The sequence below is a fragment of the Sphingosinicella microcystinivorans genome (assembly GCF_027941835.1).
Taxonomy (GTDB): Bacteria; Pseudomonadota; Alphaproteobacteria; order Sphingomonadales; family Sphingomonadaceae; genus Sphingosinicella.
Window position 1 is genome coordinate 2,155,437 of record NZ_CP116005.1, and the last position, 17,369, is coordinate 2,172,805.

The following is a 17,369-nucleotide window of genomic DNA, read 5'->3' on the forward strand; positions in this document are numbered from 1 at the left end:
CGGGGATGCCCGCACAAGCCTCCGCGCCCGATCAGGATCTCATCATCGTCACCGGCTCGCGCCTCTCGCGGCCGAACAGCGAGGCCGACATTCCCATCTCGACGGTCAGTGTCGAAGAGGTGCTCGCCACGGGCAATCTGGCGGTCGGCGATACCCTCACCAACCTGCCGGCATTCCGGCCTGCGGTGACGCAGGCGAGCTCGGGACGAAGCCAGGTCAATGCCGGCCTCAACCTGCTGGACCTGCGCGGGCTGGGCGTTCCGCGCACGCTGGTGCTGGTCAACGGACGCCGTCACGTCACGTCGCAGGCCGGAGGATTCGGCGTCGACATCAACACCATCCCATCCGAGCTGATCGAGCGCGTGGACATCGTGACCGGCGGCAATTCGGCGATCTACGGGTCCGACGCGGTCAGCGGCGTCGTGAACTTCGTCCTGAAAAGGAACTTTGAAGGCATCCGCGTGCGCGGCCAACTCGGCATATCCGACGAAAGCGATCGCGAGAGCCATTTCGTGAGTTTGACGGCGGGCCGCAATTTCGCCGACGGCCGCGGCAATATCGCCATCAATCTCGAGCATTCGCGCCAGGCCGCTCTCTATTTCCGCGAACGCGACAACCAGACCGGCGCCTTTTCCGGCCGCGGCCTTTTCACGCCGACCGAAAACACCGGACCCAACGTCAACCCCTCCGCGGGCGTGATCCGTCCCGGCGCGGAATCCCCGGCCGGGAACGGCATCCCCGACCGCGCTTTCCTCACCAACGTGCGCAACAACAATATTTCCGAAGGCGGGCTGTACACAGCGACGTGCCCGGTCGCGCCGGCCGTGGGTGAAACGAACGACCAGTTTCAGGCGCGGCGTGCCGCCGCCTGTTCAGGGACCCCCAATCCGGCCAGCTCGAATCCGCTGGCTCAACTCGGACAGACCTATGTTTTCCTCGAGGACGGCAGCCTCGTCCGCAATCCCTGTTTGCAGGACCTGAGGCAGTTCAACTCCTCCGTCTGCATCGGCGGTCTCGGCTCGACCTTGCGCCTCACCGGGATGCTAAGCCCGAAGGTGAAGCGGCAGAGCGCAAACCTTCTCGCCAGCTATGAATTCTCGCCGGCCTTCCGCACCTTCATGGAAGCCAAGTATGTCCGCATAGACGCGGTGCAGGAATCCCAGGCGACATTCTTCAACAACACCTTCAACATCGAGAATCCGTTTCTCACCGACGCTGCCCGTGCCGCGTTGCTGCCGACGCTGGCCCCCGGCCAGCAGACGTTCTCGGCGCTCAGGTACAATAACGACCTTGGCGTCATCGGCTCGAACCTCACCCGCGAGACGTTCCGTATCGTGGCGGGCATCGACGGCCGCTTCAATGACGATTGGCGCTACGAAGTCGCCGTGAACTACGGCCGTCTCGAATCGTCGCTTGCCTCGACCGGGAACGTGCGCCTCGCGGAATATGCCCGGGCCATCGACGCGGTGAGGAACGATGCCGGGCAAATCGTCTGCCGCGTGAATGCCGACGCCAATCCGGCCAATGACGACCCGGCCTGCGTTCCGGCGAACCTGTTCGGCAGCGGACGTATCAGCCCGGCGGCGCTCGGCTACATAAGCCACACCTCGAACCGCAAGGAACGGGGTGAGCAGTTCAATGCGACCGCGTTCATTTCGGGCGATTCGTCGGCGCTTTTCACGCTTCCCGGCGGTCCGGTCGGGTTCGTTCTCGGGGCGGAGTTCCGCCGCGAGGAAGCTTTCGCGACCTCGGACCCCTTCACGCGGCAGCCGGGCGCGACGTTCTTCAATTTCGGTGCGCCCTTCGCGCCGCCCGCCTACGAGGTGAAGGAACTGTTCGGAGAGCTGCGGGTGCCGCTTCTTGCCGATCAGCGTTTCTTCCACGAGCTTTCGCTGGGCGCGGCGGGCAGGCTGTCCGACTATAATCTGGGTTCGACCGGTACGGTGTTCGCGTTCAACGTGGGAGGCACGTGGGCACCGAGCCCTGACATCCGGTTCCGCGCCGGCTTTTCCCGATCGGTTCGCGCGCCGACGCTCAGCGATCTGTATACGCCCGCCAGCGACGTGAACGGCCCGCTCGGCCTTGCCGATCCCTGCGGCCAGCAGAACATCAACGACAATCCCAATCGCGTCCGCAATTGCGCCGCGGCCGGAGTTCCGCTGACCCAGACGTTCGCCGTGAACGGGATCACCACGACCGAGCCGTTCTCCAACAGGGCGGTGTCCGCGATCCGGGGGCAGTCGCGCGGAAATATCGACCTTCGCGAGGAGCGTGGCAACAGCTTCACCGCCGGGGTTGTCCTCGAGCCGCGGGCCATTCCGGGGCTGGTCGTCAGCGCGGACTATTACCGGGTCAAGATCAGCGACGCGATTGCATCGCTGAGCGTGCAGAACATCCTGAACCTCTGCTACGACTCCCCGGACGGCATCGACAATCAATACTGCCGGCTGATCTTCCGGAACGCCAACGGGACCTTCGCGGGACAGGGCAATGTCACCCATGCCGGTGCGCCCGTCACCCTGCCTGTGACGGGACCCTCGTTCATCGCTCAGCCGTTCAATTTCGCGCGGACGGAATCGTCCGGCATTGATGTGGACGTCAGCTATCGGACCACGATAGGCAGGAATATCCAGCTCGATCTGCGCACTCTGGTCAGCTACGTCATCAATCGCAACAATTTCACGAACATCAATGACCCGAGCTTCTCCAACCGGCAAAAGAGCGAGCTCGGCGATCCCGCCTGGCAGGGGCAGTTCAGCGCAAGGCTGGATTTCGGAAACTGGGACTTCGGCTATCAGCTCCGCTATATCGGCCGTCAGACGCTCGCCGCCGAATACGAGATGCAGAATTCGCATCAGGGCCGTGCTCCGACGGACCCCGACGCCTACCCGAAGATCTGGTATCCGGCGGTATTCTACCACAACTTCCGGGTGAGCGCGGACGTGCACGAGCGTTTCAACATCTATGCCGGCGTGGACAATGCGTTCGATCGCCTGCCGCCGTACAGGATCGTGACGGGCGACGGATCCAATCCGTCGGCGACCGCACCGTGGGACAGCATCGGCCGCTACTTCTACCTCGGCGTCACGACGACCTTCTGATCAGCAGAGGCGTCGTTCCTCAGCCGACCACCCGCCATGCCCGGCATGGCGGGTGGTTTTTCTTGATGCGGCTGAACATACTGCGGACAGCAATCGCTGAGCACCGGCATCTTCATTTTCATTGAGGGGGAATCGGCCGGCATCCGGAGGCGACATTGCAGACGCGGGCAAGATCGTCACGGGCCTGCTGCCCAACGGGATAGGTATCGGGCAAGCTCCGGCTTGCTCCATGAATGCCCCGAGAGGGCGCTACGCGAGCGCCATCCTGACCGCGGCCTCGGCGTGGATTCGGGTGGTGTCGAACAACGGGATATTCGTGTCCCCGGGTCCGAGAAGCAATCCGATCTCGGTGCAGCCGAGGATGACGGCTTCTGCGCCGCGCGAGACGAGAGCCTGCACGATTTCCAGATAGGCGTCGCGTGATCCGGCTCTCACCTGTCCCTGACAGAGCTCGTCGTAGATGATGCGATGGATCGTCTCGCGCGCCGCTTGCTCCGGTATGATGACGTCAATGCCGTGGCGGCGCCTCAGCCGTCCGGCATAGAAGTCCCGTTCCATCGTGAAGCGGGTGCCGAGCAGCCCGACCTTCGAAATCCCTGCGGCCCGGATGGCCTCGCCGGTCGCATCGGCGATGTGCAGCAGGGGACGCTTCATTCCGCCTGCCAAGGTATCGGCGACAAGGTGCATCGTATTGGTGCACAGCAGGATGAAATCCGCCCCGGCGCGTTCCAGGGCGTTGGCGCTCTCTAGCAGTATGGCGGCCGCCTCCTCCCACCGCTCCTCGTGCTGAAGGCGTTCCAGTTCCGCGAAATTGACCGAGCAGAGCAGCAGCTTCGCCGAGTTCAGGCCGCCAAGCCGGTCGCGAATGCCCTCGTTGATGATGCGATAGTAGAGCGCCGTGGATTCCCAGCTCATTCCGCCGATCAGACCGATCGTTCGCATCAATCCTGTCCGCGCGGGATCGCCACCGAGCCGATCCAATAGCCCTTGCTGGCGATCTGCGTCGTCTTCTGCATCATGACGAAGCCGCTCGCCGGCGCGCGAATCTCGGAGATCACGCGGCCGTAGAAGTCCCGCACGATACCGATCACCTCGCCGGACTCGATCCATTCGCCCGGCTCGAAGGTTCGCTCCACCAGGCCCGCCTGGGGCGCCGTGATCCATTCGTAGCGATCGAGATAAGCCTGATCCTCACGGCCCTTGAAGGCGGACGGGATCATTCCCAGCCACGCCGCGACCTGCAGAATCCCCCGGGTATGCCATTGGATGGACTCCGCATCCGGCGTGCCGGAATCGCCGGCCTCGGACACAAGGCCGAGCTTGCGCTGCGCGGACAGCGCCGTGCAGCAGCGGCCGAACTCGGCGTCTCCGGTTGCGGCCAGTTCGACCACGAGCGATGTGTCGAAGCACGAGGCGAGGGCGCGCGCGCGCGCGTTGAACGCCGGGTCCTCGGTGGACTGGATCACGACGTAACGCGTCATCCGTTCATCGAGATCGCCGCCGTGCAAGTCGAGCAGGACGTCCGCGTTCCTGCCCCAGTCGTTCAGCAAGGCATATGCCAGCGCTTCGTTGAACGTGCCGTCCGGCGAGCCGGGATACGACCAGTGCAGGTCCCGGCCTGCCGAAGGCGGCGTGACGAGCGTGTACTTGAAGAGATTGTGGGTGCTCACCACCGGGATGATCGAGATCGTGCCCTTCAGGGTCGCCGGATCGAAATGATCCGCAAGGTTCGCCGCCGCCGCGATGCTCGACGCCTCGTTGATGTGTATCCCGCTCATGATGCAGAGCAAGGGGCCCGGGCCGCCGCTCATCTCGATGACCGGGCAGCTATGACGATCGAGGACCGGGTTATCAAAGATGATCCGTCCCAGCTTCAAACCGGGACGCGGTTCCTCGATCCACTCCTTGATCATCCTCGCTCCCCTGGTGGCTTTATCGCGACAACAAGTGGGGAAGGAACGTGTATGCGTCAAATTAATCGTTCTTATAAATTGAATGAAACGAAGTTATTTAAATACCTGTCCTTGAATAGAATTAAATCATGATAGAGATCACTCATATTAATTTGACATATATTGGAAAAGCCTCCACGTCGTTGCGTGATTGCAGTTAGGGGAGGGATGAAGCGTGCCGTGCGATGTCGTCTGCGATCACGAGCTTCAACGTCGCGACGCGGTGACGGCCTGGGCCTCGGTGGCTCTTCTGACCCTGGCCTACGCGCTTTCCTATGTGGACCGGACGATCATTCTGCTTCTCGTCGGTCCGATACGGGCCGATCTCCAGATCAGCGACACGCAGTTCAGCCTGCTGCATGGGCTGGCTTTTGCGATCCTCTACACGGTTGTCGGCATCCCCATCGGCGTCCTCGCGGATCGCCATAACCGGCCGCGGATCATCGCCGTCGGCATTGCGCTTTGGAGCCTGATGACCGCGCTGTGCGGCACGGCCCGAAATTTCGCGCACCTGTTCGCGGCAAGGGTCGGGGTCGGCATCGGCGAGGCGGCCCTGTCGCCGGCGGCCTACTCCCTCATCACCGATCTGGCGCCGAAGCATCAGGTCGGCCGGGCGCTCGGTGCCTATGGCGCCGGCGTTTACCTCGGGATCGGCGCGACATTTCTGGTGGGCGGATGGCTCGTGGACGCCCTCGTCGCACGCGGCGGGTTCGACTGGTGGATGCTGGAAGGCCTCGCGCCGTGGCAGCAGGTTTTCGTTCTGGTGGGGGTGGCGGGACTGCCGGTCGCTCTCGCGACCCTGCTGATGCTCCCGGAGCCGCGGAGGCGCGCGCAGCAGCACGGCTTGAGCCGAAGCGCGGCGCTCGGTCCCTATCTGCGCAGGAACTGGCGGTTCATCGCTGCGCTCTTCCTCGGCTTCTCGTTCATATCGCTGCTTTTCAACGGCTTTCTGGCATGGCTGGCCGAGTATTACCTCCGCGCCCACGGCTGGTCGAAATCGCGGACCGGGGTGTGGATCGGCCTGATCATGCTTTCGGCGGGGCCGCTGGGGATGGCCGCCGGGGGCTGGCTTACGGATGTCTGGCGCCGCCGGAGACCGGTCACGGCCCCAGTCCATGTCGGCCTCTGGGGCGCCGTCGCGCTCTTGCCGTGGCCGCTGTGGGCGACGGTCGTCGACTCTCCCGAGCTGAGCCTTGCCGGGATCACGCCGATCATCTTCTTTTCGTGCTTCTGCTTCGGCCCCGCGGTGACCGCCATCCAGCTCACCACGCCGCCCGATCTGCGCGCCCGGCTTTCGGCCGTCTATCTCTTCGTCGTCAATCTGGCGGGGATCGGCCTCGGTGGAACGGCGATCGCCTTCGTGTCCGATCATGTGCTGAGGGACGAAACCCGGATAGGCGGCGCCATGGCCATCGTCGGCACGACCGCGGTGGTGTTCGGCGTGGCGAGTCTCTGGCTGGCGAAGGCGGCGGCCGAGCGCCTCTACGAACGCGCACCGCTTGAATGACGAGTCTCACGCCAAAAGAGGCGGGGCCCCGGCGTGCGCATCGGGAATGCAAATCTGAGGGAAGGGGGAGGAGAGAGAATGCTTAAGGGGGCATTTCGTGTCGGGGCGGTCGTCTGCGCGGCGCTCGCCCAAGTTCCGGCGATGTCGGCGGAGGGGCCTGCCCAGTTCCTCAATCACGACCCGGATCCCGACTGGGACGTCACGCAGGCGCGCGGCCGCACCTATGACGTCGACTTCGCCACGGATGAAGGCACCTGGATGTCGGTCGATATTTCCCCCGACAGCCAGTGGATCGTGTTCGACATGCTCGGCCACATCTACCGTCTGCCGATCGCCGGCGGCACCGCCGCATCGCTGACGCAAGGGAGCGGGGTCGCGCTCAACTATCACCCGCGCATCTCGCCGGACGGCCGCTCGATCGCGTTCGTTTCCGACCGCGGCGGACAGGCCAATCTCTGGATCATGGACGCCGATGGCCGGAATCCGCGGATCGTCTTCTCCGATCCGATCAGCCGCATAACCGGCCCGATATGGGCGCCCGACGGCAATTCCATCTACGCGGTGCGCGAGTTCCCGACCTATTCGATGCATCGCCGTTCGGCACGCATCTGGCGCTTTCCCGTTCATCCGGGCGGCGAGCCCGCAGCGGAGCTGGTCGGCGCTCCTTCAGGGACACAGGCCTATTGGCCGACCCTGACCGGGGACAATCGCAGCCTCTATTTCATGGCGAGCAGCTTTGCCGAGCCCCTCCACGGGTTGCAGCGCAATCAGCACATTCGGCGCCTTGATCTTGGAAGCGGCCGCATCGAGAACGTGACTGCGCCGACGCGGGAGCGCGAGTATCGAACGGGCACCAACAACGAATTGGCACCCGAAGTCTCGCCGAACGGACGCTGGCTCGCGTTTGCGAGGCGCATTCCCGGCGGTTCGATCGAACATCGCGGCCATCGCTTCAACGAGCGCAGCGCGTTGTGGATCAGGGATCTCCAGACCGGCGAGGAGCGCGTCCTGATCGAGCCCATCACGCTCGACATGCAGGGCGCGCACGGCATGAAGAACCTGCGTATCCTTCCCGGCTACGCATGGACGCGCGATTCGAACGCGCTCGTGATCTGGCGGGATGGAAAGCTCTACCGGCACTGGCTCGATGGCCGCGTCGATCCGATTCCTTTCGAAGCACGGGTCCGGCGCACCGTCAGCGAGCGGATTCGCGCACGGGGCGGAATCGCCGACGACTCGTTTACCAGCAGCGTCCTTCGCTGGCCGCAGCTTGCCGCGGACAACCAGTTCGTGTTCGAGGCGGTCGGCGAGATCTGGGTCGCCCCGGCAACGGCGAGATCGACGGCGAAGCCGATCGTCCGTTGGTCGGAGGAAGCCGCTCACTTCATGCCGAACGTATCGGCCGATGGCGCGCGTCTGGCGTTCGTGAGCTGGAACGACCGCGATCTCGGCCGGGTCAATGTCTGCGACCTGCGCGATTGCCGACCGCAGGGCATCACGACGCAGCCGGCAGTCTATATGTACCCCACATGGGATCGCACCGGTTCACGAATCTACGTGTTCCGCGGCAGGGAATCGGATCCCGTCCGGATTGCCGCTGCCGACAACCTGCGCTTCGACCTTGTCGAGCTTCAGGGGGGCAGCGAACGGGTGATTCAGGAGGGGGTCACACCGGCGCCGCTGTCGATCGGTTCGGACGGAGCGATCCTCTCGACGGCGCGCCGCGGCGACGTGAATGTGCAAGCCTATCTGGCTGCGGGCAGGCCCATACCCGGGGGCGAGACGGTGCTTTCGGCAATCCGGCCGGACGACCCGAGATCGAAGCGCGACATCGCCCGTTTCCCGACGGCCACGGCCGCGGTTCTTTCGCCGGACTCCCGCCGGATCGCCTATATCGAGGAAGACGAGCTCTACGTCGCGCCCGCCTACAGGTCGCAGGCGCGATACGCCGCCGACCAGGAGAATTACTGGCAGGGAGAAAGCCTGCCGCAACCCGTCGTCAAGGAAAACCCGCAGCATCGCGTTCGCCGGATCAGTTCGGGCGGGGCGACCCATGTTCGCTGGCTGGATCAGGACCGGATCCTCTACGCCGCCGCCGGGACTCTGCACATTTACAACGTCGCCAGCGGCGTAGCGCAGCGCTTCGCCGTTCAGGCGGCGGTCGCAACGGGAACGCCGCCCAAGGGCCGCCGGATCGCCCTCACCAATGCCCGGATCATACCGATGACGGGCAGCCACAGGGTGATCGAGAGCGGAACGGTCATCGTCGACGGCGGCCGGATCGCCTGCGTCGGCGTCTGCAACTCCTCCGCAAGCGACCGGGTCGTCGATCTGGCCGGGCGCACCGTCGTCCCCGGCTTTGTCGATGTCCACGCACATGGCGGTTTCGCCAACACCGATCTGTTCCCGCAGAATCTTGCGCCGCAGGCCCTGTATATGGCGCACGGGGTGACGACCACGCTCGATCCGTCCGTCTCCAGCGACGCGTTCTTTCCGGTCGCCGAACTGATCCGGGCCGGGCGGGTGATCGGCCCGCGGAGCTACGCCACGGGCGAATCCCTGCTTCCCGATGCGCCCCAGACCGGCCCGGCGAATTTCGCCGGGGCGGGAGAACTGGTGCGCAGGCGGGCCGATCTCGGTGCCCGGTCAATCAAGATATTTCTGACGCCGCGGCGCGATCAACGTCAGATGCTGGGCGAATGGGCGCGCCGGCTCGGGCTCACCGCAACCAATGAAGGCGGCGACCTCTATTACAACGTCGGGTCCATCCTCGACGGCCACGCCGGTTTCGAGCATCCGTTGCATTATATGGCGCTCTATCGGGACGCCGTGGAGTTCTTCGGGAGGACCGGGGCGACCTATTCCCCGACCCTGATCGTCGCCGGCGCCGGCCGCTGGGCCGAGGAGTATCACAAGTCCCGTCAGGACCTGTGGCGCGACCCGATCATGCGGCGTTTTCTGCCCTGGCAGGCGCTGGCCCTTCACCGGGAAAGCGGCGTGAGGCCGATCGAGGAATACAGCTTCCCGATCATGGCCGGGAATGTCGCCGCCATCCGCGCGGCGGGCGGACATGCAACGATCGGCGGGCACGGCGAGTTGTGGGGCCGCGACTCGCATTGGGAGATGTGGACCTACGCCGCCGCGGCGGACCCTTACGAGGTGCTGGCCATGGCAACGCGTGACGGGGCGTGGATGCTCGGGCTCGAACGGGAGATCGGAACGATCGAACCGGGCAAGGTGGCTGATCTCGTCATTCTCGATGCCGATCCGCTGGCGGACATTCGCAACACCACCGCCATCGCCTCGGTCATGATCGGCGGCCGTCTCTACGATTCGCCGTCGTTGGACCGTAGCTGGCCGTCTGCGAGGCCCTATGGAATTCCGCCCTGGTTCGATGCCGGCGTGCTCGGTTTGCGGCGGGAAGATACCGGGACGGCAGCCGCCGAAAACCGTCCATGAGCGCTGGCCGGGAGGCACCGGCCGGGTTGAGGCGGGTTATCACCGCGGGCGGCTTCTTCGCGCTGTCCTTCGGCAGCATCGTCGGTTCGGGATGGGTGGTCTTGCTGGGCGACTGGCTGAATCGTGCATCGCCCGGCGGCGCCGTGCTCGCCATCCTGGCCGGCGGCAGCGCCATGGTGCTCGTGGGTCTATGCTATGCCGAACTTGCCGTCCGTTATCCCCGCGCGGGCGGCGAGTTCGTCTATATTCTGGAAGCCTGGGGGCGGACGCCCGCCTTCGTGACCGGATGGTTCCTGACGCTTTATCTGATCGCGATCTGTGCGTTCGAAGGTCTTGCGATCGCGGTGCTGCTGCAAACGCTGTTTCCCCGCATCACGGCGGACGTCGTCTATGTGACGCTGGGAGAGGCGATCACGTGGGACGCGCTTGCCATCGGGTTGGCCGGGGCGGCCGTGATCTGGGGCGTGAACGTCGCCGGCACCCGGGTCTCGCTGTTTCTTCAGCGGTTCATCACCTACGGATTCATCGCGGTCATGGCGTTCCTGATCGGTGCGGGCCTTGTGCGTGGCAGCTGGCAGAATCTGACTCCCTTTTTCGGCGGTGCTGCGGGTTCCGGCTGGCCTGCCGGCGCCGCGTGGATATTCGGGACGTGCGCCGTTCTGCTCTATGGTTTTCAGGCTTCCATTCAGGCGATTGAAGAACGCGCGCCGCACGTGTCGATGCAGAACGTCGTGCGCGCCATGATCGGGGGGATCATCGCGGCTGCGATTTTCTATTGCGCCGTGGTTGTGGCGGCCGGGCGCGCGTTGCCGTGGGCGTCCCTGCTCGATACCCGGCTGCCGGCCGCCGCCGCCTTCGGCGCGCTGAGCCCGTCCGGCGTGCTGGGCACGGTCGTGATCGTGGCCGCCGCGGCTTCCCTCGTGAAAACGTGGAACGGCATCGTGCTCATGGCCGCGCGGCTCGTGCTCGCGCAGGCCCGGGCCGGGCTGCTCCCGCGCGCGTTCACCGGTCTGAACCGCGCCGGTGCGCCGGCGAAGGCGATTGCGTTCGTCAGCCTCGCCAGCATTGCGGGAATGCTGCTCGGGCGCGGCGCCATCATCCCCATCATCAACATGGCCGCCATGTGCGTTTCCGCTGCGACGGCGATCTGTCTGGTCGCCCTCCTCCGCCTGCGCCGTTCCGGCGGGACGATCCCGTCCTTCTCCACACCGGGCGGCACGGCAACCATCAGTGCTGCGCTGCTCCTCATGCTCGGCATGTCGGCATCCACCTTTCTCGAGCCCCTGATCAACGCCAGGGGATCTGTCCCGCTCGAATGGATTCTGGTGCTGATCTGGCTGGTCGTCGGCCTCGCATTCGCCCGCTGCACCCGCGCCGGGCGTCAGGCGGCGGCGCCGGGCTCGACACCCTGCACCGATATTTCCGCACGGTAATCACGGAGCTTCGATTTGATGCCTGAACCCTTGAAAATCGCCTGCATCGGGACGGGCACGGTCGGGCGCTCGTGGGCCCGCGCTTTTGCGGAGGCGGGCCACTGCGTGACGCTCCACGATGCGAACGGCGGCGTCGCGCGGGAGGCCGTGCGCCTGTTGCAGGCCGAGCTTCCGCACCGTGCCGCCGCCTTCACTTGTGCAGCGTCGCTGGAAGCGGCCTTGCAAGGTGCGTGCTATGTTCAGGAGTCGGGGCCGGAGTCCCTCGCCATCAAGCGCAATCTCTTCGAAGCCATGAACGCGGTTGCCGGGCCGGAGACCCTGTTCGGATCGTCGACGTCCACGCTCCCCGGCTCCTCCTTTCTCTGCGGCCTGCACATATCGGCGCGCAGCCTCGTCGTGCATCCCACCAACCCGCCGCATCTGGTTCCGCTGGTCGAGCTTTGCCGTACCGGCGAAACGTCGGATGAAACGCTGGACGCGGTGCGCGCCATCATGCGCGGGTGCGGGCAGACCCCCGTGGAAATCCGCAAGGAAATCTTCGGGTTCGCGCTGAACCGCCTGCAAGCCGCGCTTGTGGCGGAAGCGCTTCGCCTCGTTTCGGACGGCGTGATCTCGCCGACCGACCTCGACAAGGTGGTCACGGACGGCCTGGGCCTGCGCTGGGCGGCCTCAGGCCCTTTCGAGACCGGCCACTTCAATGCGCCGGGAGGCTATGCCGAATACATGGGCAAGTTCCGGTCCGTCTGGGCGGCGCTTTTCGATGCGATCGGCGCGTCATGCGGAATAGACGAGGATCTGGTCCGGCGCATTGACGGCGATCTGCGCGGGAGCCTGGGGCAGCAGCCCGACAGGGCGCTTGCCGCGCGGGACGATCTGCTGCGCGCGTTACGCGCGGTGCAACGGAACACCAAAGACAGCGAGGGAGACGAGGTGGCATGAGCCGCAAGACGATCATCACATGTGCCGTCACGGGATCAGCGCCGCTGTCGCCGCGCTATCCCAAGGAGCTGGCGTTTCCGGTTACGCCTGAGCAGATCGCCGGTTCCGCGCTGGAAGCGGCCCGGGCTGGTGCGGCGATCGTGCATCTCCACGTCCGCGATCCGCAAACGGGGGAAGGTTCGCGGGATCCGGCGTTGTTCCGTGAGGTGGTCGACCGCATCCGCAGCGTCGACGAGAAGCTCGTGATAAACCTCACGTGCGGGATGGGCGCGTATTTCCTTCCCGATCCGGAAGACGAGAGCCGCGCAGGACCGGGCAGCGACGTGTGTACCGTCGAGGAGCGGGTGGCCCACATCCGCGACTGCCTTCCCGACATCTGTTCGCTGGATGTCACCACGGCCAATCAGGTGGAAGGCGACATGGAGTTCGTCTACCTCAATACGCCCCGGACGCTGAGGGGGATGGCGCGGGTGTTTCAACAGCTCGGCGTGAAGCCGGAGCTTGAGACATTCCAGGCCGGCGATGTCCTCTTCGCGAACGATCTGGTCGCGAACGGCTATGTCGACGGCGTGCCGCTGTACCAGTTCGTGCTTGGGGTGAAGTGGGGGGCGCCGGCGACGCCGGAAACCATGCTGTACATGCGCAGCCTCCTTCCCGAACGGGCGCAATGGACGGGTTTCGGCATCTCGCGGATGCAGATGGAGATGGCCGCGATGGCCATTCTGTCGGGGGGCAATGTCCGGGTGGGGCTGGAGGACAATCTGTACCTGCGCCGGGGCGTGTTCGCGACCAATGCCCAACTGGTCGAGCGGGCGGCCAATCTCGTGGAAACCCTGGGTTCGTCGGTCGCGACATCCGACGAGGCGCGCGTGGCGCTCGGCCTCCGGGGCAGCTAGGCGCCTGGTTGCATGGTCCCCGGCGTACCCGCCGTCAGAACAGGAGCCAGCCGTGGCTTCCGGCCATCGCGCCGATAATCGTCATGATCGCGAGCGCAAGCAGCACGACATGGACGCGGTGCAGCGCGGCGAAGGCGCGCTCGGGATCGCGCCTTGCCCACGGCGGGAAGTAGCGGTGCAGGACCAGCGGCTCGCCGACGAACAGCAGCAGGAAGAACAGCGACCAGACGCACAGCATCGCGTGCATCCACCAGAAACGGATGTCGGCGAACCGGTCCCACAGGTCGAGGCGCTCGATCATGTAGACGCCGGACACGCCGACGATTAGCACCGCGGCCCGCGCCTGCCAGACGAAGCGGCGCTCGAACGCCTGGAACGCGGTAATGCGATCCTCGCCGAGCGCCCTGCGCCGCACGGCGGGCAGCGCGACCGTGGTCGCCATCGAAACGCCGCCGATCCAGACGACGACGCCGAGGACGTGCAGCGTGCGGGCGAGCGCCAGATCGTCGATGCCGCTCATGGCGACACCTGTGCGCTCGCCGCAGGCGACAGCGCGCCGTCCCGCACCACCACGACCTGGAGTAGCACGTCGCCCGCGCGGGCGGCAGCCCAGTGTTCGCCGCCCTGCGCGGGTATGACGATCACGCTGCCGGGGCCGAAGCTGCGTTCAGCGGCCGGATCGACCTCGCTCCCGTCACCCCACGACAGCGTGCCCGACACGACGGTCAGCAGGCGAACGGGGCCGGTCCCGCCGTGCGGCGGCAGGAACTGCCCCTTGCCGATGCGCAGCAGGAAGCTGAGGGGCTGGCCGTCCCTGTCGACCGCGAGCACACCACGCCGGGCGGCGTCGTGGACGACATCGTAGCTGAGCCGGTCGATGTCGAGCCGGGTCGACTTCGCCGAGGCGAGGCCCGGCATCGCCAGCGACGCGGCGGCGGCGAGAAACAGGGTGGAAGGGTTCATGGCGGTTCCTTTCTCCGTTTCAGAATTTCAGGCGGACGCCGCCGCCGAACGCCCGGCCGTCGCCTGGCAGGAAGGCGGCCTGATCGGGCCGCGCCTGATCAATGATGAGCGTCGAGGCGGCATAGGTCTCGTCGAACAGGTTGGCGACCTCGGCGAAGACCGTCATGGCCGCGTTCAGCTTGTATTCGCCGCGCAGGTCGACGGTGGCATAGGGATCATTGTAGAGCGTGCCGAGGTTGTCGACCGGCGTCTTTTCCGGCACCCATCGCAGAACGCCCTGCACTGTGAAGCGATCGTCCGGCCGCCAGCCGAGCGTCGCGTTGATCCAGTGACGCGGGGCGCCGGCCAGCCGGTTGTCGCCGCGCACGGGATCATCCCGGAAGCGGAAATCCTGCCACGTGTAGGCGATCCGGCCGGTGAGCGTCGGCAGGACCTGCGCGGTCAGGCCGAGCTCGACGCCGAGATGGCGCGTGCGCGGCGCATTGGCCGCACCCAGCGAGGTTCCCGATTCATCGCGCAGGCTCAGCAGCTCGTTGCGGACCCAGCTATAGTAGGCGACCGCATCCCACGAGACGGCCCCCGACCGGCCGCGCCAGCCGGTTTCCACCGTGGTTGCGCGCTGCGCCTTCAGCGCCGGGGTCACGAAGGCGGCGGCCGGCAACGCGGGGTTGGCGGGATTGGGCCGGCCGGGACTGCTGTTCGGCGTGCCGTTCACGGTTGCCAGCAGGTCGTCATGGGTCGGGGGCTCGAAGCTGCGGCTCACCGCCGCGAAGATCGTCTGATCGTCCGAGGGCTGCCAGGCCAGCCCCAGCGCCGGGCTCCAGCCTTCGTAGGTCCGGGCGTAGCCGGTACTGACGGTGGGCACGGCGCCGCCGGGCAGCGCCGCGGCGGGATTGGCCGGGCTGTAGGCGGCGGTCGGCCGCGTCGGGGACTCGTAGCGGTCGATATTGTCGCGGGTGGCGCGCGACCACGAGAGCGACGGCGACAGCGTCAGCCGATCGGCGAGGGGAATATTGAACCCGGCATTCAGCGACAGCGTGTCGGCCTCGAGGCGGCTGCGCCCGAACAGGGCCCCGCGCTTCCCCGAGAGGTTGAGGTAGTTCTCCCTGTCGGCCGAACCGGTCACATATTGCGCGGTCGCCTCGAACAGCGGCAGCGGGCGTGCGGCATCGGGCTTGAAGGCATAGCGCGCCACCAGCGTCACGTCGTCGCCCTCGGTCACGCGGATGCCCGCGGACACGGGAAAGCGGAACATGTCGTCCGTGCCGGCGTAGCCGACCGCGAGATCGACGATATGCGCGCCGAACGCACCCGTCGCGCGCGCGCCGGTCTGGAATTGCGTGGCCTCCCGGCGCGGACGGTCGCGCACGACGTTGGGCCCGGGGTTGACGGCGCCCGCGGAAGTGACCGTCGGGCCGGTGAACACGGCGCGCGGGTCGTTTTCGAGCAGTTCGCGCGTGAGCGGGCCCGACACGTCGAAACCGAGATCGGCGTAGCTTGCGAAGACGCGGACGGTCAGCGTCTCGGACAGGCGCAGACCGACATTGCCGCCGACGCCCGCGCGCCGGGACTCGTTATAGTCCCGGTAGCCGTCGCGGCGGGTGATGTCGCCGCGTATCAGGACGTCGACCCGGTCGCCGGCAAAGCCCGTCTGCACACCGCCGCCCAACTGGTCGAAGCTGCCGGCGCTTGCCGTCACCTTGACGCCCGGTGCGCTGCGGCCGGTGGGCGAAATCAGGTTGAGCGCTCCGCCGAGCACGGTCGCGCCGAGCCGGTTGGCCATATAGCCGCGATAGACCTCGACGGCCTCGGCCTCGCCGGGATTGGCGAAACCGACGATGTAGGAGCCGTCGGCGCGGTTGAGCGGCAGGCCGTTGCGCAGCATCAGCACGCCGCGCTCGACGGGGTTCTGTTGGAGCCCCGACCCGCGCATCTGGATGCGCGGCTGGTCGTTGCCGCCGAAGAAATCCTGCACCACCACGCCGGGCACGTCGGCCAGCGCGCGGGAGATGGTGAGGTTCGCGCTGGCGGGCATGGCCTCGGCGGAGAGGATGGCCGTTGCGCCCGGCGCGGCATCGAGGCGCGCCACGACCGGGCTGCGCGGCGCGATCACGACGATCTCCTCGGTCGCGCCCGGCGTCGCCGACTGGGCGAGGGCGCCTTGCGGCAGGAGACCCGCCGACAGGATCAGGGCGCTGAGGACGGACGGAATGCACGGCGCGCCGGGCAAAGGGATAGTGGACGATCGGGCAACGGCAGGCATGGTGCAACCATTCAATTGCTATTGAGAATGGATTGCATATAAAAGGCTTTGCAGGCGCGGACTTTGTTCCAGCGCAAACGATGCGCGGATTTCGGCGGGCGGCCGCCGCGATGACGGAGAGCGTGGATAGGAAGGCCTATGGGCGTGGAGCCTGCCGTGTCGCTCGACAGGATCGGGATGCTCGAACTGTTCCGCTCGCTTCCGGCCGAAGCGCTGGAGGAGGTCCGTCTCGTCATGCGTATCGAGCGCGTTGCGAAAGACGTCGCCATCTTCCGGCAGGGCGACCTCGTCTCCCGGGCCTATGCGCTCGATACGGGGAGCGTCCGCATCGTGCAGAGCGGCAGCGACGGCGGGCAGGCCATCGTCCGTTTCATCGGCCCCGGCGAGATGTTCGGCACCGTGCCGCTGTTTACCGACCATCGGTTCCCGGCCGATGCCGTAACCGTCGAGGCGTCGCGGGTGCTGACGTGGTCCGAGCCGGACCTGTCGAGCCTGATGGCCCGCTACCCGGGCATCGCGATCAACCTGATCCGGGCGCTCGGCGTGCGCATGGCGCAGCTTCAGGAGCGGGTCCGCGAATTGACCACTCAGCGCGTCGAACAGCGCATCGCGCAGGCCATCCTGCGGCTTGCCGCGCAGTCCGGGCGGGGCGGGGCGCGCGGAACGACGATCAATATACCGCTGCGGCGCAAGGATCTCGCCGAGTTCGCGGGAACCACGCTGCATACCGCCAGCCGCACGGTCGCGGCATGGGAAAAGGCGGGAATCCTGACCAGCAGCGGCCAGCGCCTCACCATCCATGATCCCGGCGCCGTTCGCCGCCTCGCGGAAGGCAGGGCGGACTAGGGTGCGCGCA

12 protein-coding genes are annotated in these 17,369 nt (G+C 66.3%); 7 read left to right on the forward strand and 5 right to left on the reverse strand.

Annotation, left to right across the window (positions count from 1 at the left end; translation table 11 throughout):
* Positions 1-5: 5 nt before the first annotated feature.
* Entirely contained in the window at positions 6-3,101 is a 3,096-nt protein-coding gene (locus PE061_RS10395) for a TonB-dependent receptor domain-containing protein (RefSeq protein WP_271259009.1), read from the forward strand.
* A 249-nt stretch (positions 3,102-3,350) separates the two neighbouring features.
* Here the strand turns inward: PE061_RS10395 and PE061_RS10400 are convergent, their stop codons facing one another.
* Both PE061_RS10400 and PE061_RS10405 read right to left on the reverse strand, forming a co-directional pair.
* The gene (locus tag PE061_RS10400) at positions 3,351-4,043 is read right to left on the reverse strand and encodes an aspartate/glutamate racemase family protein (protein WP_271259173.1); all 693 of its coding nucleotides are present in this window, start codon (positions 4,041-4,043) and stop codon (positions 3,351-3,353) included.
* On the reverse strand, positions 4,043-5,014 hold the full coding sequence (locus PE061_RS10405; protein WP_271259010.1) for a succinylglutamate desuccinylase/aspartoacylase family protein: 972 nt from the start codon (positions 5,012-5,014) through the stop codon (positions 4,043-4,045). The genes PE061_RS10400 and PE061_RS10405 overlap by 1 nt, the downstream gene beginning before the upstream one ends.
* A gap of 280 nt (positions 5,015-5,294) precedes the next feature.
* Between PE061_RS10405 and PE061_RS10410 the strand changes: the two genes are divergently transcribed.
* The 5 genes from PE061_RS10410 to PE061_RS10430 all read left to right on the forward strand — a co-directional run bounded on the left by PE061_RS10410 (position 5,295) and on the right by PE061_RS10430 (position 13,287).
* A complete protein-coding gene (locus tag PE061_RS10410; protein WP_271259011.1) occupies positions 5,295-6,560 on the forward strand; it encodes a spinster family MFS transporter in 1,266 nt (421 codons plus the stop codon).
* 78 nt (positions 6,561-6,638) lie between these two features.
* Positions 6,639-10,019 (forward strand): amidohydrolase family protein, encoded by a 3,381-nt coding sequence (locus PE061_RS10415; RefSeq protein ID WP_271259012.1) that lies wholly within the window; start codon positions 6,639-6,641, stop codon positions 10,017-10,019.
* Positions 10,016-11,452: an APC family permease gene (locus tag PE061_RS10420; protein WP_271259013.1), complete on the forward strand. Its 1,437-nt coding sequence runs from the start codon at positions 10,016-10,018 to the stop codon at positions 11,450-11,452. Before PE061_RS10415 ends, PE061_RS10420 begins: the two co-directional genes overlap by 4 nt.
* Positions 11,453-11,470: 18 nt before the next feature.
* Positions 11,471-12,391 (forward strand): 3-hydroxyacyl-CoA dehydrogenase NAD-binding domain-containing protein, encoded by a 921-nt coding sequence (locus PE061_RS10425; protein WP_271259014.1) that lies wholly within the window; start codon positions 11,471-11,473, stop codon positions 12,389-12,391.
* Positions 12,388-13,287: a 3-keto-5-aminohexanoate cleavage protein gene (locus PE061_RS10430; protein ID WP_271259015.1), complete on the forward strand. Its 900-nt coding sequence runs from the start codon at positions 12,388-12,390 to the stop codon at positions 13,285-13,287. Before PE061_RS10425 ends, PE061_RS10430 begins: the two co-directional genes overlap by 4 nt.
* A 34-nt stretch (positions 13,288-13,321) precedes the next feature.
* On the opposite strand, the gene PE061_RS10435 is transcribed toward PE061_RS10430, so the two are convergent.
* The 3 genes from PE061_RS10435 to PE061_RS10445 are packed head-to-tail and all read right to left on the reverse strand — an operon-like array spanning position 13,322 to position 16,513.
* Positions 13,322-13,807 carry a hypothetical protein gene (locus PE061_RS10435; RefSeq protein ID WP_271259016.1) on the reverse strand — a complete coding sequence of 162 codons (486 nt, stop codon included), beginning with the start codon at positions 13,805-13,807 and terminating at the stop codon, positions 13,322-13,324.
* Positions 13,804-14,250: a hypothetical protein gene (locus PE061_RS10440; RefSeq protein WP_271259017.1), complete on the reverse strand. Its 447-nt coding sequence runs from the start codon at positions 14,248-14,250 to the stop codon at positions 13,804-13,806. Before PE061_RS10440 ends, PE061_RS10435 begins: the two co-directional genes overlap by 4 nt.
* Before the next feature lie 19 nt (positions 14,251-14,269).
* Positions 14,270-16,513, reverse strand: a complete 2,244-nt coding sequence (locus PE061_RS10445) for a TonB-dependent receptor family protein (RefSeq protein ID WP_271259018.1) — start codon at positions 16,511-16,513, stop codon at positions 14,270-14,272.
* Positions 16,514-16,651: 138 nt separating this feature from the next.
* On the opposite strand from PE061_RS10445, the gene PE061_RS10450 reads away from it, so the two are divergent.
* Positions 16,652-17,359 (forward strand): Crp/Fnr family transcriptional regulator, encoded by a 708-nt coding sequence (locus PE061_RS10450; RefSeq protein ID WP_271259019.1) that lies wholly within the window; start codon positions 16,652-16,654, stop codon positions 17,357-17,359.
* Positions 17,360-17,369 lie beyond the last annotated feature (10 nt).

Coding starts and splice junctions, on each gene's coding strand:
- PE061_RS10405 (WP_271259010.1), bottom strand. CDS start 5,014: ATGATCAAGGAGTGGATCGAGGAACCGCGTCCCGGTTTGAAGCTGGGA.
- PE061_RS10415 (WP_271259012.1), top strand. CDS start 6,639: ATGCTTAAGGGGGCATTTCGTGTCGGGGCGGTCGTCTGCGCGGCGCTC.
- PE061_RS10420 (WP_271259013.1), top strand. CDS start 10,016: ATGAGCGCTGGCCGGGAGGCACCGGCCGGGTTGAGGCGGGTTATCACC.
- PE061_RS10440 (WP_271259017.1), bottom strand. CDS start 14,250: ATGAACCCTTCCACCCTGTTTCTCGCCGCCGCCGCGTCGCTGGCGATG.
- PE061_RS10400 (WP_271259173.1), bottom strand. CDS start 4,043: ATGCGAACGATCGGTCTGATCGGCGGAATGAGCTGGGAATCCACGGCG.
- PE061_RS10425 (WP_271259014.1), top strand. CDS start 11,471: ATGCCTGAACCCTTGAAAATCGCCTGCATCGGGACGGGCACGGTCGGG.
- PE061_RS10445 (WP_271259018.1), bottom strand. CDS start 16,513: ATGCCTGCCGTTGCCCGATCGTCCACTATCCCTTTGCCCGGCGCGCCG.
- PE061_RS10435 (WP_271259016.1), bottom strand. CDS start 13,807: ATGAGCGGCATCGACGATCTGGCGCTCGCCCGCACGCTGCACGTCCTC.
- PE061_RS10395 (WP_271259009.1), top strand. CDS start 6: ATGCCCGCACAAGCCTCCGCGCCCGATCAGGATCTCATCATCGTCACC.
- PE061_RS10450 (WP_271259019.1), top strand. CDS start 16,652: ATGGGCGTGGAGCCTGCCGTGTCGCTCGACAGGATCGGGATGCTCGAA.
- PE061_RS10430 (WP_271259015.1), top strand. CDS start 12,388: ATGAGCCGCAAGACGATCATCACATGTGCCGTCACGGGATCAGCGCCG.